Genomic DNA, 21072 nt, shown 5'->3' with positions numbered 1-21072 from the left:
ATGCGAGTACTGATCGTCGAAGACGAAGAAAAAACCGCCGACTACCTGCATCGGGGCCTGAGCGAGCAAGGCTTCACCGTTGACGTCGCCCGCGATGGCACCGACGGCCTGCACCTGGCCCTGCACAGCGACTATGACGTGATCGTGCTCGACGTCATGCTCCCCGGCCTGGATGGCTACGGCGTGCTGCGTGGCCTGCGCGCACGCAAGCAGACGCCGGTGATCATGCTGACTGCCCGCGAGCGTGTCGAAGACCGTATCCATGGCCTGCGCGAGGGCGCTGACGACTACCTCGGCAAACCGTTTTCGTTTCTCGAACTGGTCGCCCGCCTGCAGGCGCTGACCCGCCGCAGCAGCAATCATGAGCCGCTGCAGGTGCAGGTCGCTGACCTTTCCATCGACCTGATCAGCCGCAAGGCCAGCCGCGCCGGGCAGCGTCTGGAACTGACCGCCAAGGAGTTTTCGCTGCTCAGCGTGCTGGCCCGACGCCAGGGCGAAATCCTCTCCAAGACCGCCATTGCCGAGCTGGTCTGGGACATCAACTTCGACAGCGACGCGAATGTCGTCGAGGTGGCGATCAAGCGCCTGCGGGCCAAACTCGACGGGCCGTTCGCCAACAAGCTGCTGCATACCATCAGAGGCATGGGTTATGTCCTGGAAAACCGTGCCGGTTAATTCCATCGCGCTGCGCCTGGCCGGGTTGTTCATGCTGGTGGCGCTGGCGGTATTCCTGCTGATCGGCGCTGCGCTGTATCGCCAGGTCGACCGCAGCCTCGACCTGCTGCCCGCGGCCGAACTGGACGCCCGCTACAGCGTGCTCGAGTCGACCTTGAAGCGCTTCGGCACCCACGAGCATTGGCTCAAGGTCAGCAACAAGCTCAATCTGCTCAGTGAAGAAGATCGGCGCATCCGCTTCTGGGCGGTCAGCAGCGACCCGCAGTTCGAGTACGGCAAACCCAGCGAACAGATCCGCGCCTTCGCCGAAGGCGCCGAGGGCATGCGCGACCTGCGCCTGAACGGCAGCCCCTACCCGTACAAGATGTTGGTCAGTGAGCTGCCGCCCTTGGCACAGCGGCCGGCGCTGCGCTTCATTATCGGCATCGACACCGAAACCTTCTGGCAGGCGCAGCACAGCTTGCTGGTGGCCATCGTCAGCCTGGCCGCGCTGGGCGTGCTGCTGGCCGCCCTGCTGGGCTACTGGGTGGCACGCATCGGTTTACGGCCGCTGTCAGCGCTGTCCAGCAAAGCCCAGGCGCTGGCCGTGCCGCGCCTGGACGGGCGGCTGCCGACCGAGCAACTGGCCCCTGAGCTGGCGCAGTTTGCCGGCGCCTTCAACGCCACCCTGGAGCGGGTCACCCTCGCCTATTCGCGACTCGAGGCGTTCAACGCCGATGTCGCCCACGAACTGCGCTCGCCGCTGACCAACCTGATCGGCCAGACCCAGGTGGCACTGACCCGCGGACGCAGCGCCGAGCACTACCTTGAAGTACTGCAATCGAACCTTGAAGAGCTGGAACGGCTGCGCAGCATCATCAACGACATGTTGTTCCTGGCCAGCGCCGATCAGGGCAGCAAGGCCACCGCGCTGACCCAGGCGTCGCTGGCCGCTGAAGTAGCCACCACCCTCGACTACCTGGATTACATCCTCGAAGACGCCCAGGTGCAGGTCAGGGTCAGCGGCGATGCCATCGCGCCGATCGAAACCGCGCAGTTGCGCCGAGCGCTGATCAACCTGTTGCACAACGCCGTGCAGCACACCCAGGCCCATCAGGTGATCACCGTGCGCATCGATGCGCAGCCTGAGGGGGTCAGCATTGCCGTAAGCAACCCCGGCCCGGCCATCGCCGACGAGCACCTGCAACTGTTGTTCGAGCGTTTCTACCGGGTCGATGCCGCGCGCAGCAACAACGGCGCTGGCAATCATGGCCTGGGCCTGGCGATCGTCAAGGCAATCGCGCTGATGCACGGCGGTGAAGTATTTGTGCGCAGCAACCACGGCAGCAACACCTTCGGCATACGCCTGCCGAGCGCTCAAGCCAGCGGGTTTGCCGCTGATAGCTGATGGTTTCGCCGGTTATCATTACTTTTTTCGCAACAGTGCATCTCCAAGCGGATGCTGTTTCTGCGGGCTGAACAGGACTAATTTGGCGCCTGTCCTCACTCACACTTGCAGCGCAAGAAGGTTGTTTCAAATGTCCAACAGTATGGGTATCGCGAGCCTGTTCGTTGCCTCTTCCCTGTTGTTGTCACCGCTGGCCATGGCGGAAGAATCGCCGGCCTTTGTCGCCCGTAACGCAGCCCTTGCCACGGCCCATCAAGAAGCCCGCGAAGGCTATGCCGCGCAATCGGCTGAGGCCGGCAAAGATGCGCAGCAGACAGCTGCCAAGACTGACCAGGATGCTGCCAGCGACAGCTGATCGAGCTGCCTGCATCTGCCCCTCTTCCCAAGGCCTGCACGTGGGCGCCCTGCGCGCCGATATGTTAGCCTCTTCAAGCCGCTGCTGATCAGCGGCTTTTTTTATGTCCAAAATTTGCACCACGCAGATACCTTGACTCACTGCAGTCACTGCGTTTTTCGACAATAAAAATTGCCCCACCGTCAGACCAAAGGAGCTCTAACCGGTGTCTTCCGCTTTCCGTTTCACCCCGCTGTTCATTGCATTCGCCGCAACGATGCCAAGCGTTGCCCACGCCGACGAAGCCGCTGAAGGTTTTGTTGCAGGCTCCTCGTTCAACCTGCATCTGCGCAACGCCTACTTCAACCGCAACAACCTCAATAGCGGTGTGCGCGACAACCGTGAATGGGGCCAGGGTTTCGTCGCCCGCTTCGAGTCCGGCTACACCCCGGGCACTGTCGGCTTCGGCCTGGATGCGCACGCCATGCTCGGGCTCAAGCTCGATGGCGGTGGCGGCTATGCCGGCACCAGCATCCTGCCTGAACACACCAAGGCCAACGGCGAGCTGGGCGCTGCGCCGCACGCCTTCTCCACTGCCGGTGCCGCGCTCAAGCTCAAGGCGTTCGACACCGAGCTCAAGGCCGGTGACTTGTTCCTCAGCAACCCGGTCATCGCCGGCGGCGAAACGCGCATGCTGCCGCAGACCTTTCGCGGCGTCAGCCTGAGCAACAACAGCATCGACGGCCTGCTCCTCGAAGGCGGCCAGGTCAGCTTCACCAAGCCGTACAACCAGAGCGGCCACCGCCGCATCGACACTTACTACGGCGCCTTGCAGGACAACCGCGACAGTCAGCACCTGAGCTGGGCCGGCGCCTCCTGGAGCGGCAGCGAAGCGATCACCAGCAACCTCTATGCAGCCGAGCTGAAGGACATCTGGAACCAGTACTACTTCGACTTTGACTACACCTATGCAGTCAACGACCTGGTCAGCCTCAACCCGGGTTTGCACTTCTATCACACCCAGGACACCGGCCAGGCGCTGCTGGGCGACATCGACAACAACACGTTCAGCCTGCACTTCACGGTCAACGCCGGTCATCACAGCGTTACCGCCGCCTATCAGCGGGTCAACGGCAACACGCCGTTCGACTACATCAATCTGGGTGACAGCGTGTTCCTCGACAACTCGCGGATGTACTCGGACTTCAACGCACCGAACGAGCGCTCGTGGAAGCTGGCCTACGGTTATGATTTTGCCGGCCTAGGCGTCGATGGCCTGAGCACTGAGCTGTCGTACTCACGCGGTGAAGCAGACCTGACCAAGGCAGCGCAAAACAACGCCTACTACGACTACTACAATGCCGACGGCAAGCACGCCACCCATTGGGAACGTGACCTGGACATCAAGTACGTATTCCAGCAGGGCGATTTCAAAGACCTGTCGGTACTCCTGCGTTATGCCAGCCACCGCGCCAACCAGGCCTACGCTGCCGAGCAGGACAACGATGAAATCCGCCTGATCGTGGATTATCCGCTCAACCTGTTCTGATCGCGGCCTGCAAGCACGGGGCACTCTGCAATGCGGCTTTGCCGCTGCAGAGCGCCCCGTATCAGCCCCGCCAGCGCTGCACGCACTCGTCGGATGGCCAGATAACTTCTTGTCCGACAATCACCGCTTCCCTACACTACCGCCGCCCCGCCCTGGCCCTACCCTCAAGGACACGAGGGACTTACGCAGTTGCGAGCCTCATGTTGCCCAATCGATCACCGGGGAATGCCCCGCTCAAGTCGCACCCCGAACTGTTGCTCAATCTAGGCAGCTGCCTGGCTGTGCTCGCGATTTTGGCGATAGTGGTGTTCTTGCTCGCCCGCGAACGCGACAGCGTCGAGCAGTCGGCAATCCGCTCGTCGAGCAACATCGTCCAGCTGATCGAGAGCGATGTGCTACGCAACATCGAGCTTTACGACCAGTCCCTGCAAGGGCTGATCTGGGCAGTCGGGCGCAAGGAATTGACTGGCGTGCCGAGCGAGCTGCGCCAGCGGCTGCTGTTCAACGAAGCCTTCATCGACCGCCGGCGCGGTGACGTGCTGTGGATCGATGCGCAGGGGAACGTGATTGGCGACTCCACCAGCGCTGTCCCGCGCAAGGCCAACTTCGCCGACACAAAGGTATTCAAGGCCCACCAGGCCGACCCCAGCCTGGGCATGTTGATCGGCCCACCGTTCAAGGCCAGGCTTGGCGACCTGGACTGGTGCATCAGTTTCAGCCGGCGTATCAACGGGCTGAATGGTGAGTTCGCAGGTATTGCTGCCGGCGCACTGCGCCTGGGTTACGTCAGCGAGCTGTTCCAGCGCCTGGATATCGGTGTCGACAGCAGCATCAGCCTGTTCAACACCGACGGTCAGTTGCTAGCGCGCCATCCCAGTGCGGCACCCAGTACGCTGATCGGCAGCAACTTCAGCAGCCGGCCCAACTTCCAGCGCATCCTCAGCCAACGCAGTGGCAGCTTTACTGCCAAGTCCAGTGCTTCCGGGGTCGAGCGCCTGTACACCTTCGCCCAGGTTGCCGACCAGCCACTCGTTGTGGTGGTAGCGCACTCGAGCGATGAAGTATTCCAGTCATGGCGCCGTACCGCCGCCGTGGTGAGCATCGCCACGGGCGTGCTGTGCATCGCCATCCTGTGGCTGACGGTGCTGCTCGGACGCGAGCTGCGCCGTCGTCAGGAGCTCGAACTAGGCCTGGAAAAACTGGCAGCAACCGACAGCTTGACCGGCCTTGCCAACCGCCGGCGGCTGGATCAGGTGCTGCGTCTGGAATGGGCACGGGCACAGCGCAACCGCAGGCCGTTGGCGATCCTGATGGTCGATATCGATCATTTCAAGGCGTTCAATCAACGCCACGGGCATGCCGGTGGTGACCATGCATTGCGGGAGGTCGCGAAAACCATAGAAGGCTGTATTCGCAGGCCTTCAGACTTGGCAGCGCGCTACGGCGGCGAGGAATTTCAGATCGTGCTGCCGGAAACCGAACAGGCTGGCGCACTGCTGCTGGCGCAGCGGATCAAGCAGGGGGTGGAGGGCTTGGCGCCATTTGGCGCAGATACCCACTCGGTGACGGTGAGCATAGGCATCGGCCTGTACATCCCCGGTACCCAGCAAGACTTGGCCAGTCTGCTGAGCACCGCGGACGAGGCCCTCTACCGGGCCAAGGCCAAAGGCCGTAACCGGGTAGAGGGACCGCTCGATTAAGAGCGGGCGCGTGCTGCGTCGCGCAGGACCTTCACTTCATCGTGATTGCGCTGTACGCCTTGTAGCTGAGTTTCGACCAGGTTGTAGCTGCTATCGGTAGCAGTACGGCCGAGTTTGACCAGCTTCTCGCGGGCCTCTTTGTAAGCCTTGAGGGCGTGGTCTTCACCGCGCTCCACTTCATTGAGGATCGCTTCGTCGTCCTTGCCGGTCAGCAGCGACTTCAGATTGACCCAACCGCGGTGCAGATCACCACTGACGCTGGTAGAGGTTTCTGGATCGCCGCCCAGGCGACGCACTTCGCTCTGCAGCTCGGCAGCCGAGGTAGCGCAGCCAGCAGCGCGCTTGACGAAGAACGCTTTCAGCTCAGGATTCTTCACGTCCTCGGCAGAGGTCTTGAAGCCTTTCTCGCCATCCTTGCTGTATTCGATCAGGTCGTTGAGGACGTCGATTACATCTTTGTTTGGATTGCTCATTGCTCAAACTCCTTGGCAGTGGGAAGTGGTTATATACAGAGCAGGCTTCGTGCCAATTTATCGAGCAACAAAAAATACTTATAAATCATTAGCTTACGGATTAATGCTTAACCCTTGTAAACGGCGTTCTGCATGATCACCGCTTGGGCCCTCGTGCAGATTGCAGTATCGTCGGCGCTTTATCCGGAGGCGGCTGGCGATGAAACCTGAATACCTGCAACTGCTGGTGACCCGCAGCATGCCATTCGGCAAGTACCAGGGCCGGCTGTTGGCCGATCTGCCTGGCGATTACCTTGGCTGGTTTGCGCGCAAGGGCTTTCCGCCAGGTGAGCTAGGGGCGCTGCTGGCTTTGATGCATGAGATTGATCACAACGGGCTGGGTGAACTGCTGGTGCCATTGCGGCACAAGCACAAACGCTAGGCCCCTTCACCCGAAGGGACCTGGCGCTCAGATCTCAGGCCTTGACCGGCGCTATCGCCAGCTCGACCTGCTCTTTACGCTTGAGCACGGCATAGATCAGCGCCGTGACCAGGCTGCCGGCGGCAATCGCCAGCAAGTACAACAGCGCATGGTTGATCGCATTGGGGATCAACAACACGAACAGGCCGCCATGCGGCGCCATCAGCTTGCAGCCAAAGTACATCGACAGCGCCCCGGTCAACGCGCCACCGATGACGCTTGCTGGAATCACCCGCAACGGGTCCTTGGCAGCAAACGGGATCGCCCCTTCGGAGATAAAGCACAGGCCTAATGCCAAGGCTGCCTTGCCTGCCTCGCGCTCACTCTGGGCGAACTTGCTGCGGGCGATCAGGCTGGCGATTCCCAGGCCGATCGGCGGCACCATGCCGGCAGCCATGGTCGCGGCCATCGGTGCAAAGCTCTGGTTCGACAGCAGGCCGACCGAGAACGCATAGGCCGCCTTGTTGATCGGCCCGCCAAGGTCCACACACATCATCCCGCCCAGCAGCAGCCCGAGCAGAATGGCATTGGTGGTGCCCATGTTGTCGAGGAACTGGGTCAGGCCCGCAAGCATCGAGGCGACCGGTTGGCCCACCACATAGATCATCACCAGGCCGGTGAACAGGCTGGCCAGCAGCGGGATGATCAGGATCGGCTTGAGCGCCTCGAGGCTGCTCGGCAAGCGCACCCAGCGACTGATCGCCTTGGCGCTGTAGCCGGCCAGAAAGCCGGCTACGATGCCGCCGATAAAGCCCGCGCCAAGAATGGTCGCCAGCATCCCGCCGATCATCCCCGGCGCAAGGCCAGGGCGGTCGGCAATCGACCAGGCGATGTAACCGGCCAGCAGCGGCACCATCAGTTTGAAGGCTGCCTCAGCGCCGATCTGCATTAACGCCGCCGGCAGGGTGCCGGGCACTTCGTGGGCATTGATGCCGAATACGAAGGACAAGGCGATCAGCAAACCGCCAGCTACCACCATGGGCAGCATGAACGACACGCCGGTCAGCAGGTGCTTGTACACGCCGCTTTTTTCGCTGCTGGCCGTGGCCCCCGCGGCGGCATCGGCAGCGCTTTCCTGCTTGGCTTCGAGCAGGGCCTTGTCGAGGGTGGCCTTGGCTTGCTTGAGAGCAATGCCGGTACCGCAGCGGTATACCCGCTTGCCGGCAAAGCGCGCAGTGGGCACTTCGATGTCGGCCGCCAGCAGTACCACATCGGCCTCGGCAATGGCCTGCGCCGACAGCGGATTGCGCGCACCGACCGAACCCTGGGTTTCCACCGTGAGCTGGTAGCCCAGTTGCTGCGCGGCCTGCTGCAAGGCTTCGGCAGCCATGAAGGTGTGGGCCACGCCGGTTGGACAGGCCGTGACCGCGACTATCTTCGGCGGCCCCAGCGCGGCCGGTGCATCGACCACGGCGCTGGCGCTGTGGACCTGCGCCTGGGCAGCTGCCTCATCGAGAAAACTCTCGCGATCGGCCAACGCCTGAGCCGGTGTACTCTGGTACAGGCGTTTGCCAACGAAGCGCGACAGATCGACCGCGCCGGTACTGATCACCAGCACCCAGTCGGCCTCAGCGATCTGCGTGGCGCTCAAATTGCGCTCGGGGTGCTCGGCATCCTGCACCTCGACGCTGGTGCTCCAGCCGCGGCGCTGCGCTGCAGCCGCCAGCAGGCGCGCGCTGAGTACGCTGGAGACCTGGCCGTTGGGGCAGGCGGTGACAATGGCAATGTTCATCGGCAAGCCTCTTGTTGTTCTGTGATGTGTACGCCTGCTTGCAGTTGCTCCAGCTGCGCGCGGTCGCGGATACCAAAGCCGACCTGCGTCACCGCCTGGGCGGCGATGGCGGTGGCGCGGCGCAGCGTCTGTGCTGGCGCCTCGCCCTGCAACAGGCCATGGACCATGCCGGCCACCAGCGAGTCGCCGGCACCGACCGTGCTCGCCACGCGCACCTGCGGCGGTTGTGCGTGCAGCACGGCACCTGCGCGGTACCAGCTGACGCCGTGCTCGCCTTGCGACACCACTACGTGCTCGATGCCGCTTGCCAGTAGTTGGCTGGCAGCCTGCTGCTGTTCGGCCCGGCCGGTGACGCTGTGGCCGAGTACCTCAGCAAGCTCGTCGGTGTTCGGCTTGACCAGCCAGGGCGCTGCCTGAAGGCCGGCGCGCAAGGCCTCGCCGCTGCTGTCCAGAGCAATCTTCAAGCCTTGCGCCTTGAGCTGCCCGAGCAGCTCGGCAAACCACTGCGGGTCGATGCCGCGCGGCAGACTGCCGGCGACCACCACCGCGTCATGCCCTGGCGCAATCTGCAGCAGCTTGCGCATCAGCGCGCTGCGTGAAGCGGCATCGACCTCCGGGCCCTGGCCGTTGATATCGGTCACGCAGCCGTTGGCCTCGACCAGCTTGATGTTGCTGCGCGTCTCGCCGGCCACGCGGACAAAGGAGTCGGCAAAGCCGCGCCACTGGATCAGCGCTTCGAACAGCTGCAGGTTGTCGCGGCCAAGAAACCCGCCGACGGTCACGCTGTGGCCAAGGTCGGCCAGCACCTGGGCGACATTCAGGCCCTTGCCGGCGGCGTGGCTGTGCTGCGCCTGGCTGCGGTTGACCTGGCCTGCGCGCAAGCTGTCGAGGCTGACGGTGATATCCAGCGCCGGGTTCAGGGTCAGGGTGAGGATCTTGGCCATCAGTAGTGCTCCACCAACGCGCGCACGGCGGCGGCGCTGTCTTGTTGCAGGGCCTCGAGCGCAAGCGCACGGGCCGTCTGGTAATCACGCTGGCGCACCAGCGCCTTGACTTCGGCGACGCTGCGCGAGGCCACGCTGAGCTCGTCGACCTCAAGCCCAAGCAATATGGCCACCGCTTGCGGGTCGGCGGCCAGCTCGCCACAGACCCCCACCCACTTGCCTTCGGCATGGGCGGCGCGCACGGTCATGTCGATCAGGCGCAGCACTGCCGGGTGCAGGCCATCGGCCTGGGCCGACAAGCTCGGGTGGCCGCGGTCGATGGCAAGGGTGTACTGGGTCAGGTCGTTGGTGCCGATGCTGAAGAAGTCCACCTCGCGCGCCAGCTGTGGCGCCAGCAAGGCCGCGGAAGGCACCTCGACCATGATCCCCAGTTGCAGGTCGGCGACCGGGATCTCCTCGCGCAATTGCTCGACCATGGCCTTGGCTTCGCGCCACTCGTGGATCTGCCCGACCATCGGGAACATGATCCGCAGGGGGCGGCCGTCGGCGGCCTGCAACAATGCGCGCAACTGGTCGCGCATGATCTGCGGGCGCTGCAAGGTCAGGCGCACACCGCGTACGCCAAGGAACGGGTTGTCTTCGCGTGCGATCGGCCAGTACGGCAGCGGTTTGTCGCCGCCGACATCCAGCGTGCGCACTACCAGCGGCCGCCCGTCGAGGCCATCGAGTACGCGCCGGTATTCGGCTTCCTGGGTTGCCACGTCGGGCGCCTGCGGGTGGGCCATGAAGATCAGCTCGGTGCGCAGCAGGCCAACCCCTTCGGCGCCCTGCTCGACCACTTTGTCGATGCCTTGGCTGCCGCCGATGTTGGCAAAAACTTCGATGGCATGGCCGTCGCGGGTGACGGCGGGTTGATGGCGGCTGGCCCAGGCTTGCTGCAGGCGCTGTTCACGCTGGTCGCGTTCGGTCAACGCGCGTTGCAGCTCATCCGCGGCCGGCGCCACGCTGACCCGGCCGCGCTGGCCGTCGAGCAGCAGCGGCGTGCCGGGAGCCAGCAACAGCATCGCCGCGCCTGCACCGACTACCGCCGTGATGCCCAACGCACGCGCAACGATGGCGCTATGGGCAGTAGCGCCACCTTGGGCGGTGACGATGCCGGCGACCCGCTGCGGATCGAGCCGGGCGACGTCGGACGGGCCGACTTCGGTCATCACCAGCACATACGGCTCTGTTGGCTCAGGGGTATCGATGACGCCGCACAGTTGCGCCAGCACGCGCCGACCAATGTCACGCAGATCGGCGGCGCGCTCGGCGAGCAGTGCGTCGTGCAGGGCTTCCTGCTGGCGCGCGGCGGCCTCGATAACGCTCATCCAGGCGGCGGCAGCGCTTTCGCCCTGGCCCAGGCGTTGCTCGACTTCGTCCATCAGGGCCGGGTCGGCGAGCATTTCCTGATGGGTTATGAATATCTCGCCGATGGCTTTGTCGCTGCGCTGCACCAGTGCCTGCAATTCTGCATTGACGGTTTCCAGCGCAGCGCGCAATTGCGCTCGCTCCTGGCTTGGCGAGACACCGCGCAGCGGATAGTCGATGTCACGTTCGACGCAGATATGCGCCGGCCCGCAGGCAATCCCCGGGGCCGCAGGCACGCCTTGAATCAGGCTGCCAGGCACAGGTGCCGAGAGCGGTTCGGCAACCACTACGACCTCTTCGGTGCAAGCTTGGGGCAGTGCTTCAACGGTTTCACCCAGGCCGTCGGCGATGGCCGCCAGCAACACCGGCAGGGCATCGTTGGCAATATTCGGTTCGGCAATCAATTCCAGCGTCTGACCACGGCGGGCGCCGAGGCCGAGCAGCTTGCTCAGGCTCTTCACCGATACCGCCGGCTGGCTGTCGTCGAGCAGACGAATACGGATTTCACCCTCGAAGCCTTTGGCCAGTTGCGCCAGCACCTTGGCCGGGCGTGCATGCAGGCCGTGGGCATTGGCCAGCACAATCCGTGCACTGGGCCAGTCGGCCGGAACTTCACCGCCGAGCACTTCAAGCACGGTGCGGCTGCTGGTGGCCTGATAGAGCATCTGCCCACGGCCTTCGATCAGCACTTCGCACAGGCGCTCGAGCAACGCCTGATGGGCAGCACCCAGGCTGGCCAGGCAGAACAGACCATTGAGCGGCTGATCGCGATAACGCAGCGGCTGCTGCGGGGTGATGAACGCCAGCCCCGGCTGGCGCACCTGGCGCTCGCTGTGCAGCCACCACAGGCCTTCGCCCAGCGGCAGCGGCTCGGCCTGCTGCAGCATGGCGGCAAAGCCGCTTTCGACGCAGCCGGCGCGTTGCAGCAAACGAGCGCCGCGCCAGGCCAGCTCTTCGAAGTCGTCAGCCGGCAGGTTCAGGCTGACCAACTGCGCATCCAGCGCCAGCGCCTGCGGTGCGCCCTGCAATAGTTTGAGCAGCGCCTCGGCCGAACTGGCCCGGCGCAGTGCCTGGGCCAGGTCGGTCTCACCGAGGGCGCGGGTCAGCAGTTGCAGCAGGCGCAGGTGTTCGTCGGAGCGGGCGGCGATGGCAATCGCCAGGTAGACCATCTGCCCATCACCCCAGTCCACGCCCTCGGGGAACTGCATCAAGCGCACGCCGGTGGCAAACACCTGATCACGCGTCTGCGGCGTGCCGTGGGGAATGGCAATGCCCTGACCGAGGAAGGTCGAGCCTTGCTCCTCGCGGTCCTGCAAGCCTTGCAGGTAGCCCTCGGCAACCAGCCCATCGGCAACCAGGCAGTCAGCCAGCAGGCGCAGAGCCTGGCCTTTGTCGGCGGCAGACTGACCCATGGCTATCTGCTCTTTGGCGAGCTCGAGCATGACCTTCTCCTTTTGCAGTCCCGCAGCGGGTACTGAGGTATTGTTGTGAAATTCAGCAAAACAACCAGCTCAACAGCCGACGCAGGCGGCAGTGCCCGCTGATAATTGTCGGCTGAAACGTTTAATCTGACCAGGCGGCCACGTTACTCGATAATCTTGCGACGAAAAAGCCCCATCCCGTCGGACAATTGCGACAATGGTCGCCTGCGCGCAGGCTTGAGGCTGGGTCAAACTACCCAATCAGGTGCCACAGCCAGTCCCGGAAATAACAAGGAAAATTCGGTGAAACTCAGTGATATCGCCCGTCTGGCAGGTGTTTCAGTCACCACCGCCAGCTATGTCATCAACGGCAAGGCCGAACAGCAGCGTATCAGCAGCGCCACCGTCGAGCGTGTCCAGGCGGTTGTCGACGCCCATGGTTTCACGCCAAACCCCCAGGCGGCGGGTCTGCGCAGCCGGCACACGCGCACGTTGGGCTTCATTCTCCCGGATCTGGAGAACCCCAGCTATGCACGCATTGCCAAGCAACTCGAACAGGCGGCCCGCGCGCGTGGCTACCAACTGCTGATCGCCAGCAGCGACGACCAGCCGGACATCGAGCGGCAACTGCAGCAGCTGTTCCGGGCCCGGCGCTGCGATGCGCTGTTCGTCGCCAGTTGCTTGCCAGGTGAGGACGATAGCTACCGCGCCCTGCAAGACAAAGGCCTGCCGGTAATTGCCATCGACCGTGGCCTTGACCCTACGCACTTCTGCTCGGTCATCAGCGACGATCGCGATGCCAGCCAGCAACTCGCCCGCAGCCTGCTGGCAACCGCCCCGCGCAGCATTGCCCTGATCGGTGCACGCCCAGAACTGTCGGTCAGCCAGGCCCGGGCCGGCGGCTTCGATCAAGCCCTGCAGCAGTTCACCGGGGAGATCCGCCGCTATCAGGGCGAAGCGTTCAGCCGCGAGTGCGGCCAGCGCTTGATGGAGCAATTGATTGCCGAGCATGGCGGCTTGCCGGATGCGCTGGTGACCACCTCCTATGTACTGCTGCAAGGGGTGTTCGACGCCCTCCAGGCCCGCCCGGCCGAATCACGCCAGCTGCAGTTGGGCACCTTCGGTGACAACCAATTGCTCGATTTCCTGCCGCTGCCAGTCAATGCCATGGCCCAGCAGCACGGGCTGATCGCCGCCGCCGCGCTGGAGCTGGCCCTGGCGGCCATCGAACAGAAGCGCTACCAGCCGGGTGTGCACGCGGTACCGCGAACCTTCAAGCAACGTATTCAGCCGACCTGACCATGCGCCTGATCGATACCCACAGCCATCTGGACTTCCCAGAGTTCGACGCCGACCGCGAGCATGTTTTGGGTAATGCCGCAGCGAGCGGCGTGGAACGGGTGGTGGTACTGGGGGTGACGGCAGATAACCTGCAGCGGGTCTGGCAACTGGCTTGCAGCGACCCGCGTGTGTATGCCGCACTAGGTCTGCACCCGGTGTTTCTGGCCCAGCATCGGCCTGAACATCTGCTGGAACTGCGCAACTGGTTCGAGCGCCTGCGCGGCGACCCGCGCCTATGTGCGGTGGGCGAGATCGGCCTGGACTACTACCTGCCGGAGCTCGACCCTGCCGAACAACAGGCTTTGTTTGAAGCGCAATTGCAGATCGCCTGCGACTTCGACCTACCGGCGCTGCTGCACGTACGCCGCAGCCATGCCCAGGTGATCGCCACGCTCAAGCGTTATCGCTTGCAACGGGCTGGCATCATCCACGCCTTTGTCGGCAGCTTCGAAGAGGCCCGCGAATACATCAAGCTCGGCTTCAAGCTGGGCTTGGGCGGCGCGGCGACCTGGCCGCAAGCGCTACGCCTGCGCAAGACCGTGGCACGCTTACCGCTGGAAAGCGTGGTACTGGAGACCGACGCGCCGGACATGGCGCCGGCAATGTACCCAGGCCTGCGTAACAGCCCCGAGCACTTACCGCAGATCGCTCAGGTGCTGGCCGAGTTGATGGGCGTCGCCCCGGAGCAGCTGGCGGCCGCGTCCAGCCGCACAGCCTGCGAGCTGTTTGGCTGGTAGCGCCTCCTCTACAGCAACACCGTCCACAGAGCAAAGGCCGCATACCACAGCACTGCCGAGCGCAACAGCAACTCCCACAAGCTGTCCAGACGGGCCAGGCCCAACTGGCTGTCTTCCTGTTCGGGGATGTCGTCAGCGGCACGCCCAACCCGGGTTACCAGCAGCGCAGCGCTGATACGCCAATTGAGCAACTCGTGCAGCATTACCCGCATCACCGCGACAAAGTTGCCGACCAGGGCAAAGCTCAGGGTCAGCACCCGCACTGGCAGCCAATCCATGACATGCCGCAGCTGCTCGGCCCTGGCTTTAAGCGCGGGCTGTCCGCTGTACTCGCTGCACAGCACCAGCAGCCGATACGCCAATGCCGCGCCAGGCCCGAGCAGGAAGTACCAGAAGATCACCGCAAAGAAACTCTGGTAGGCGTGCCACAACAGATACCCCTGCACCTTCACCAGCAAACTCGGCGCATCATCGGCCTGCATGCCCAGGTCACGATCAGCGACATGCAGCGCCGCCTGCTTATCCCCCCGGTGCCAGGCATCGCGCAATTGCCCCAACGCCGCCTTGGCATCACCGCGGCCTAGACTGTAGATCAACACCAGCAAGTGCACCGGCAATGCCAGCAGGCCGTACGCCACCGGCTCGAGCACATGCAGCAGCAAAACAAGCAGCGCGACCGGCGCCAGTACCAGAACCGCCAACTGCCACCAGGGCTGTTGTTTGCCACTGCGCTCAAGCCGGGCCAGCTCGCCTAGAAAAAAGCCGTCACGTTGCAACCGCTGACGCAGCGCCGAAAACTTCTCGACCCACAGCACCAGCACCAACACCAGAAAACTCATGGTTGTCCCTCATTGTTCAGCAAGTCGGCGCGATAACGTGGCCAGTCAAAGGCGGCGCCGGGGTCGGTCTTGCGCCCCGGCGCGATCTCGTCATGGCCGCGAATGCGCTGCACATCGATCGCCGGCCAGGCCGCACATATCTGTTGCGTAAGGCGCGCCAGGGTCGCGTACTGAGCATCGCTGTAAGGCATTTCGTCGGTGCCTTCCAGTTCAATGCCGATGGAAAAGTCATTGCAGCCTTCCCGCCCATCGAAGCGCGACACGCCAGCATGCCAGGCACGGTCAAGCAAAGAGACGAACTGGGTAACGCCACCGTCACGCTCGACGAACAGGTGAGCGGAGACGGTCAGATGGCAGATGTCTTGAAAATAAGGATGCTCGGTCGGGTCGAGCTGGTTCTGGAAGAACTGCTGCACCTTGCCGGTGCCGAAGCATGCCGGAGGCAGGCTGATGTTGTGGATCACCAGCAACGAGATAGCCTCGCCCGCAGGGCGTTCGTTGAAGTTTGACGAAGGGCAGTGAGTGACGCCGGCAAACCAGCCGGTCGCGGGGTCCAGTTGCATCGGGCAGATCCTGAATATCATCAACCAGGGGCGTTCAGTATGCCCTAGTGGTCCGGCAGGGTGATTCGGTTATCTAGCCAATTTGTTTCGTCTTGCGCATCCGGGGGGGGGGCTTTAATCCGATGAATGAGCCAGCCATGAAACCGGCACTCAAGATAGCCAGGGCCGCTGTGCGGCCTTGCTCAATGACTGTGCGTCAGCGACCCACGCAACTGCTGCAACGCCGCATCAAGCGCACGTTCAAACAGAGGCCCATCATCAAGCACCCGCACATCCCCATTGGCCAGCGCCAACGCCAACCCACCGCGACTCCATTCACGCACCTTGATCCCGGTCCGACTGGTAAACACCAACCGATCGCAGCTATCGATCCTGACCACCAGCTTGCAGCGCAGCGGGCCGGCTTCTTCAAGCACTTCCAACCAGCTACCAACACGCAACTGGCGAACTTGCCGAGCATATTCGCTGCTGTCGTCAAAAGGCGCATCACAGATAGTCTCGTCAGCGACGGCGAGAACAATCTCATCAGCCACCAACACCTCACTGATCAGCGCCCCTTGATCAAGTTGACTCACACCACCACACGCCCGCAGGTGCAACTGCTCAAGCTCGGCGAAGAACTCCCGAGCCGCGGTCGAGTCCTGGGCGACACTGGCCAACCCATCACGCAACGCCTTGAGCAGCCCCGGCACCTGTTCGAGCAACTGCGCACAGGCCTCGGCACTGCGATGCGCACTGATGCTGGCAAGCAAGCTGTCCATGGTCGCCAGGCCCTGGCGCCAGGCCGGTGAGGCTTCGCCATGCTTGAGCCATGCCAGCAACAGCACCTGGCTCCAGGACTGCACCAGCATCTGCACCAGCGTCTGCGGCAGCACCCGCCCGTGCAGGCGCAGGTTCAGTTCCTGCTGCACGCGCCGTCGCGCCTGCACGGTGCGCGCCCGACCCTCCTCGGCATCGCGGGTGCGCTGCTCGAGCAGTTCGTTGCGACGGCGCTCATCCTGATTGAAGGCGAGAAAATCCTCGAGCAGCTCGGCGAACAACTGCGGATCTTCAGCGTAATCATTGAGCAAACGCTGGACGATGCGCTCGACTCGCTGCTGCGGCCCGCCACGCGAGACCTGTTCGTCAGCCTCCCAGCCCAGCGCCGCGGCGGCAATCTCGTCGAGCAAGCGCCGCGCCGGGTGGTTGGCGCGGCTGAACAGGCCCCTGTCGAGCATGGCCACTTTCAGCAGCGGAATATGCAGACGCGCGAGCAGTTCGCGCAGGTTGCTCGGCAGGTTGTCGTCAGTCTGGATAAAGTCGAAGAGCAAGCCGACCAGGTTGATCACATCTTCGTCGTAGTTGCCGATCCGCCGGCGGCTGCCGCTGCGTACGCCGACCCGCAGCAGCAACTGTTCCAGCTGCTGGCTCAGGTTGAAGTCGTCGGCATCAGCCACGCCGGGCACGTAGTGCTGCAAATGCGACAGCAGCCGCAGCAGATCGGCGGTATTGATTGGCTCGGCAGTTGCCACGCTCTGCAGGCGCGGCGCGAAACGCCCGCGAGCAGGCGCCAGCAGCGGTTGCAGGCTGGCGAAGAAGTCCTGGCCAGTACTGTCGCCGTCGGCCGGATCGGCCTGGGCGTGACAGTCAGCGCTGTGCAGGTGGGCCAGCGGCCGGTCTTCGGCGCGGCGCCGCGGCGCGGGCATCAGTTCGGGCAGGATGCCGGCTGCAGCGAGCAGTTGATTGGCTTCGCCGTACAGCAGATCAAGATCACGCAGCACATAGCGTTCGAACAGCTTCAGCAGGATCAGCTTGACCTGCGGGCCAACTCCCAGGCTGCGCCCGGCATCCAGAAAGAACCCGCACAGGCACTCCGGGCCCAACGGATTGCGGCGCAGTTCAAGGGGCATCTCCAGCAGCGCCTGGAAGCGCAAGCCCAGCTGATCAAGGGCAAAGCCATCACGCGACAACACCCGCGCCAGCATGCCCTCGATGGCCGCCGCCCGCTCCGGTTGAGCAGCGTTGCGCAGCGATTCGGTAATCGCCAGATAAGGTACGCGCTCGGCCTGGCCGATACGGGCGAAGGCGTCATAGAACGCATCGAGAAACTCCCGCTCGATACTCTTGCGCTTCAGCCGCAGGTCGCGCATCGCTTCGAAGTAGAGGTTCTGATCGACCCGCTCACCGGCCCGGTCGGCCATCTCGAACAGCCTGTCGTCAGCATTGTCGAACAACGCCTGCAGGCCTTGGCGCAATTGCAGGACAGCCTTGTCCCGTACCTGCAGGAGCACGATCGGAAGGCTCAGCGAGGGCACGCGCGCACCTCTGTCGGCGGCCGCCACCAAGGGCACCACCTTGCCTTCTGTATGCATCCCTAACTCCTTGCAGGAAATCGTCAAAGCCATGACGCCAAATACTGGACGCTATTATCGACAAAAAGTCTTACAGCTGCCAGCACGTAGTGCATGTCCCGGTGAAAAGACCACTAATCAGACGAAATGCTCCCCTGTTCTGACCAAAGGTCATCAGCGGCATGACTGTACACACCGCCCCCCTGCCCTATAATCGCCGGCATCTAGCCTGTGGAGCCGACCATGCCGAACCTACGCCTCGCCGACCTGACTGCCGAAATCGAAGCCAACGTGCGCCGCGCGTTGCTCGAGGACGTCGGCAATGGCGATATCACCGCGCAACTGATCCCGGCCGAGCGCCTGGCCAAGGCCACCATCATCACTCGCGAAGACTGCGTGGTGGCCGGCAGTGCCTGGGTCGATGCGGTGTTTCGCCAGCTCGATCCGCGGGTCGCGGTGCACTGGCAAGTGGTCGATGGCGACCTGGCCAAGGCCAACCAGCCGCTGTTTCACCTCGAAGGCCCAGCCCGCTCGCTGCTGACCGGCGAACGTTCAGCGCTTAACTTCCTCCAGCTGCTGTCAGGCGTGGCCACCCGGGCGCGGTTCCTCGCGGACCTGGTCGAAGGTACTCAGGTGCGCTTGCTCGATACCCGCAAGACCCTACCCGGCCTGCGCCTGGCGCAGAAGTACGCGGTGACCTGTGGCGGCTGCCACAACCACCGCATCGGCCTGTATGACGCGTTCCTGATCAAGGAAAACCACATCGCCGCCAGCGGTGGCGTTGCCGAAGCAGTAGCTGCAGCGCACCGCATCGCGCCAGGCAAGCCGGTCGAGGTCGAAGTGGAGAGTCTGGATGAGCTGCGCCAGGCGCTGGCGGCCGGGGCCGATATCGTCATGCTTGACGAGCTGAGCCTGGATGAAATGCGCGAAGCGGTGCGGATCAATGCCGGCAAGGCCAAGCTCGAGGCCAGCGGCGGTGTCAATGAAAGCACCCTGCGGGTGATCGCCGAGACCGGGGTCGACTACATCTCGATCGGCGCAATGACCAAGGACGTCAAAGCGGTCGACCTGTCGATGCGCTTGAGCCTGTAAACGCAACGCGGGGCAATGGGCGCCGGTTGCGAACCGTGCCCATTGCCCCGCGTTTTGACGCTGGCGGCTTAGAACGAAGCGTTGGCCAGGCCGTCCAGGTACCGCTCGACGTCCAGTGCAGCCATGCAGCCAGCACCCGCCGAGGTGATCGCCTGACGGTAAACGTGGTCGGCCACGTCGCCGGCGGCGAATACACCTTCGACGTTGGTTGCAGTGGCGTTGCCTTCACGGCTGCCGCTGACTACCAGGTAGCCGTCCTTCAAGGTCAGCTGACCTTCGAACAGCGATGTGTTCGGGGTGTGACCGATCGCGATGAACACGCCGTCAACGGTGATCTCGTCGCTGCTGCCGTCGTTGTTTTTCAGGCGCGCACCGGTCACGCCCATGTTGTCGCCCAGCACTTCGTCGAGGGTGGCGTTGAGCTTGAGCTCGATCTTGCCTTCGGCAACCCGCGCGTTGAGTTTGTCGACCAGAATCTTCTCGGCGCGGAAGGTTTCGCGGCGATGCACCAGGGTCACCTTGCTGGCGATGTTGGCCAGGTACAGCGCCTCTTCAACGGCAGTGTTGCCGCCGCCGACGACCGCTACCGGCTTGTTGCGGTAGAAGAAGCCGTCGCAGGTTGCGCAGGCAGACACGCCCTTGCCCATGAACGCTTCTTCCGACGGCAGGCCCAGGTAACGCGCACTGGCACCGGTGGCGACGATCAGCGCGTCGCAGGTGTAGGTGCCGCTGTCGCCCTGCAGGGTGAACGGCTTGTTGGCCAGGTCAACCGCGTTGATGTGGTCGAAGACGATCTCGGTCTCGAAGCGCTCGGCATGCTCTTGCATACGCTGCATCAGCGCTGGGCCGGTCAGGCCATGGGGGTCGCCCGGCCAGTTGTCGACTTCGGTGGTGGTGGTCAGCTGGCCACCGGCCTGCATGCCGGTAATCAACAGCGGCTTGAGGTTGGCACGCGCAGCGTAGACCGCAGCGCTGTAGCCGGCAGGGCCGGAACCGAGAATGATCACCCGCGAATGACGTACTTCAGACATGTCGAACTCCTGTCGAGCGGGCCGCACGGGTTCGGCTGCAAAGCGCCGACGGCGGCTGGAAATAAAATGGACCCACGCAGCACTTGGGGAAGGCTATAACGCGCAAGTCCGAAACCTTTAAAGTTGAGCGCACTGTAGCGAGGTCGCAGAGATTAAGGAAATATCCTCAGACAATCCACCTTATAGACACGCTCTATCCACCAGCAAAATCGATAGAGAGGTCCCGCGAGGTTTTGTTACAGCCGGTTGCGCGCTGCTCAGCCGGCTTCCGTCACGCCAGCAAACTCGGTAAGGTCAGCGCGTTTACCTTCTGCGGAGCGTCTCCATGCAAGCCCCTGTTCTATCCGGCCCGCACTACCTGCGTGAAGGCCTCAAGCTGATCCTGACCCCCGGCCTGCGCCTGTTCGTGCTGCTGCCGCTGGCGATCAATCTGCTGCTGTTCGGTGGCCTGGTGTACCTGGCCGCGCATCAGTTCAGCCTGTGGGTCGACACGCTGATGCCAACTCTGCCGGAGTGGCTGAGCTTTCTCACCTACATCATCTGGCCGCTGTTCGTGGCGCTAGTGGTGCTGATGGTGTTCTTCACCTTCACTCTTGTGGCCAACATTGTCGCGGCGCCGTTTAACGGCTTTCTGGCAGAAAAGGTCGAAGTGGTGGTGCGCGGCCAGGACACCTTCCCGCCGTTCAGCTGGGGCGAGCTGATCGCCATGGTGCCGCGCACCTTGAGCCGCGAAATGCGCAAGCTGGGCTACTTCTTGCCGCGCGCACTGGCGCTGTTCATTCTCTCGTTCATTCCGGTGGTTAACGTCATTGCCGCACCACTGTGGCTGATCTTCGGCGTGTGGATGATGGCCATCCAGTACATCGACTATCCGGCCGACAACAACAAGATGAGCTGGCAGGACATGCTCGCCTGGCTGCGCCAGAAGCGCTGGCAGAGCATGGGCTTTGGCGGCATCACCTACCTGGCGCTGATGATTCCGTTCGTCAACATCGTGATGATGCCGGCAGCGGTGGCCGGGGCGACGTTGTTCTGGGTGCGCGAGCGCAGCTGA

The 21072-nt window shown here is 63.4% G+C and carries 18 protein-coding genes; 10 read left to right on the top strand and 8 right to left on the bottom strand.

All coding sequences use genetic code 11. The features are described 5' to 3' along the window. The 5 genes from M2396_RS21545 (at position 1) to M2396_RS21525 (ending at position 5645) form a co-directional block, all read left to right on the top strand. Positions 1-675 carry a heavy metal response regulator transcription factor gene (locus tag M2396_RS21545; RefSeq protein WP_103436083.1) on the top strand — a complete coding sequence of 225 codons (675 nt, stop codon included), beginning with the start codon at positions 1-3 and terminating at the stop codon, positions 673-675. Beyond that, positions 650-2062: a heavy metal sensor histidine kinase gene (locus M2396_RS21540; RefSeq protein WP_259077857.1), complete on the top strand. Its 1413-nt coding sequence runs from the start codon at positions 650-652 to the stop codon at positions 2060-2062. Before M2396_RS21545 ends, M2396_RS21540 begins: the two co-directional genes overlap by 26 nt. 130 nt (positions 2063-2192) lie before the next feature. Beyond that, positions 2193-2417, top strand: coding sequence for a hypothetical protein (locus tag M2396_RS21535; RefSeq protein WP_188035371.1), 225 nt, complete (start codon positions 2193-2195; stop codon positions 2415-2417). A 205-nt stretch (positions 2418-2622) separates the two neighbouring features. Then, a complete protein-coding gene (locus M2396_RS21530) occupies positions 2623-3945 on the top strand; it encodes an OprD family porin (RefSeq protein WP_150570079.1) in 1323 nt (440 codons plus the stop codon). A 203-nt stretch (positions 3946-4148) separates the two neighbouring features. Continuing rightward, positions 4149-5645: a sensor domain-containing diguanylate cyclase gene (locus tag M2396_RS21525; RefSeq protein ID WP_101322943.1), complete on the top strand. Its 1497-nt coding sequence runs from the start codon at positions 4149-4151 to the stop codon at positions 5643-5645. Here the strand turns inward: M2396_RS21525 and M2396_RS21520 are convergent. Further along, on the bottom strand, positions 5642-6118 hold the full coding sequence (locus M2396_RS21520; protein WP_101316604.1) for a PA2169 family four-helix-bundle protein: 477 nt from the start codon (positions 6116-6118) through the stop codon (positions 5642-5644). The two genes, M2396_RS21525 and M2396_RS21520, sit on opposite strands and share 4 nt — an antisense overlap. A gap of 199 nt (positions 6119-6317) precedes the next feature. Between M2396_RS21520 and M2396_RS21515 the strand changes: the two genes are divergently transcribed. After that, the gene (locus M2396_RS21515; RefSeq protein ID WP_101316602.1) at positions 6318-6539 is read left to right on the top strand and encodes a DUF3820 family protein; all 222 of its coding nucleotides are present in this window, start codon (positions 6318-6320) and stop codon (positions 6537-6539) included. 34 nt (positions 6540-6573) lie between these two features. Here M2396_RS21515 and M2396_RS21510 read toward each other — a convergent pair whose 3' ends face one another. Genes M2396_RS21510 through ptsP form a run of 3 tightly spaced genes read right to left on the bottom strand, consistent with a single transcriptional unit; the run spans position 6574 to position 12106 of the window. Then, a complete protein-coding gene (locus M2396_RS21510; protein WP_101316600.1) occupies positions 6574-8310 on the bottom strand; it encodes a PTS fructose-like transporter subunit IIB in 1737 nt (578 codons plus the stop codon). Then, positions 8307-9254, bottom strand: a complete 948-nt coding sequence (gene pfkB, locus M2396_RS21505) for a 1-phosphofructokinase (RefSeq protein WP_259077851.1) — start codon at positions 9252-9254, stop codon at positions 8307-8309. The genes M2396_RS21510 and pfkB overlap by 4 nt, the downstream gene beginning before the upstream one ends. Beyond that, on the bottom strand, positions 9254-12106 hold the full coding sequence (ptsP, locus tag M2396_RS21500; protein ID WP_259077849.1) for a phosphoenolpyruvate--protein phosphotransferase: 2853 nt from the start codon (positions 12104-12106) through the stop codon (positions 9254-9256). Before ptsP ends, pfkB begins: the two co-directional genes overlap by 1 nt. Positions 12107-12388: 282 nt before the next feature. Here ptsP and cra point away from each other — a divergent pair, with 282 nt between their 5' ends. Continuing rightward, complete coding sequence (gene cra / locus M2396_RS21495; RefSeq protein WP_101316594.1) at positions 12389-13384, top strand: catabolite repressor/activator; 996 nt, start codon at positions 12389-12391, stop codon at positions 13382-13384. Between the two features lie 2 nt (positions 13385-13386). Beyond that, the gene (locus M2396_RS21490; protein WP_259077846.1) at positions 13387-14163 is read left to right on the top strand and encodes a TatD family hydrolase; all 777 of its coding nucleotides are present in this window, start codon (positions 13387-13389) and stop codon (positions 14161-14163) included. 8 nt (positions 14164-14171) lie between these two features. On the opposite strand, the gene ampE is transcribed toward M2396_RS21490, so the two are convergent. From ampE to M2396_RS21475, 3 genes are all read right to left on the bottom strand, one after another. Further along, positions 14172-15002: a regulatory signaling modulator protein AmpE gene (gene ampE, locus M2396_RS21485; RefSeq protein ID WP_259077844.1), complete on the bottom strand. Its 831-nt coding sequence runs from the start codon at positions 15000-15002 to the stop codon at positions 14172-14174. Beyond that, on the bottom strand, positions 14999-15565 hold the full coding sequence (gene ampD, locus M2396_RS21480; protein ID WP_259077843.1) for a 1,6-anhydro-N-acetylmuramyl-L-alanine amidase AmpD: 567 nt from the start codon (positions 15563-15565) through the stop codon (positions 14999-15001). Before ampD ends, ampE begins: the two co-directional genes overlap by 4 nt. A 182-nt stretch (positions 15566-15747) precedes the next feature. Beyond that, entirely contained in the window at positions 15748-17916 is a 2169-nt protein-coding gene (locus M2396_RS21475) for a DUF1631 domain-containing protein (RefSeq protein ID WP_259077840.1), read from the bottom strand. 222 nt (positions 17917-18138) lie between these two features. Between M2396_RS21475 and nadC the strand changes: the two genes are divergently transcribed. Then, the gene (nadC, locus tag M2396_RS21470; RefSeq protein WP_188035365.1) at positions 18139-18987 is read left to right on the top strand and encodes a carboxylating nicotinate-nucleotide diphosphorylase; all 849 of its coding nucleotides are present in this window, start codon (positions 18139-18141) and stop codon (positions 18985-18987) included. Between the two features lie 68 nt (positions 18988-19055). On the opposite strand, the gene trxB is transcribed toward nadC, so the two are convergent. Beyond that, positions 19056-20018: a thioredoxin-disulfide reductase gene (gene trxB / locus M2396_RS21465; protein WP_101316581.1), complete on the bottom strand. Its 963-nt coding sequence runs from the start codon at positions 20016-20018 to the stop codon at positions 19056-19058. 325 nt (positions 20019-20343) lie between these two features. Between trxB and cysZ the strand changes: the two genes are divergently transcribed. Then, positions 20344-21072 (top strand): sulfate transporter CysZ, encoded by a 729-nt coding sequence (gene cysZ, locus M2396_RS21460; RefSeq protein ID WP_150570072.1) that lies wholly within the window; start codon positions 20344-20346, stop codon positions 21070-21072.

This window comes from Pseudomonas sp. BIGb0278, from assembly GCF_024809895.1.
GTDB classification, from domain to species: Bacteria; Pseudomonadota; Gammaproteobacteria; order Pseudomonadales; family Pseudomonadaceae; genus Aquipseudomonas; species Aquipseudomonas shirazensis.
Note: the sequence above shows the minus strand (reverse complement) of the source record. Positions and strands in the feature narration are given on the sequence as shown.

Coding starts and splice junctions, on each gene's coding strand:
- M2396_RS21545 (WP_103436083.1), top strand. CDS start 1: ATGCGAGTACTGATCGTCGAAGACGAAGAAAAAACCGCCGACTACCTG.
- M2396_RS21540 (WP_259077857.1), top strand. CDS start 650: ATGTCCTGGAAAACCGTGCCGGTTAATTCCATCGCGCTGCGCCTGGCC.
- M2396_RS21535 (WP_188035371.1), top strand. CDS start 2,193: ATGTCCAACAGTATGGGTATCGCGAGCCTGTTCGTTGCCTCTTCCCTG.
- M2396_RS21520 (WP_101316604.1), bottom strand. CDS start 6,118: ATGAGCAATCCAAACAAAGATGTAATCGACGTCCTCAACGACCTGATC.
- M2396_RS21515 (WP_101316602.1), top strand. CDS start 6,318: ATGAAACCTGAATACCTGCAACTGCTGGTGACCCGCAGCATGCCATTC.
- M2396_RS21510 (WP_101316600.1), bottom strand. CDS start 8,310: ATGAACATTGCCATTGTCACCGCCTGCCCCAACGGCCAGGTCTCCAGC.
- pfkB (WP_259077851.1), bottom strand. CDS start 9,254: ATGGCCAAGATCCTCACCCTGACCCTGAACCCGGCGCTGGATATCACC.
- ptsP (WP_259077849.1), bottom strand. CDS start 12,106: ATGCTCGAGCTCGCCAAAGAGCAGATAGCCATGGGTCAGTCTGCCGCC.
- M2396_RS21490 (WP_259077846.1), top strand. CDS start 13,387: ATGCGCCTGATCGATACCCACAGCCATCTGGACTTCCCAGAGTTCGAC.
- ampE (WP_259077844.1), bottom strand. CDS start 15,002: ATGAGTTTTCTGGTGTTGGTGCTGGTGCTGTGGGTCGAGAAGTTTTCG.
- ampD (WP_259077843.1), bottom strand. CDS start 15,565: ATGCAACTGGACCCCGCGACCGGCTGGTTTGCCGGCGTCACTCACTGC.
- M2396_RS21475 (WP_259077840.1), bottom strand. CDS start 17,916: ATGCATACAGAAGGCAAGGTGGTGCCCTTGGTGGCGGCCGCCGACAGA.
- nadC (WP_188035365.1), top strand. CDS start 18,139: ATGCCGAACCTACGCCTCGCCGACCTGACTGCCGAAATCGAAGCCAAC.
- trxB (WP_101316581.1), bottom strand. CDS start 20,018: ATGTCTGAAGTACGTCATTCGCGGGTGATCATTCTCGGTTCCGGCCCT.
- cysZ (WP_150570072.1), top strand. CDS start 20,344: ATGCAAGCCCCTGTTCTATCCGGCCCGCACTACCTGCGTGAAGGCCTC.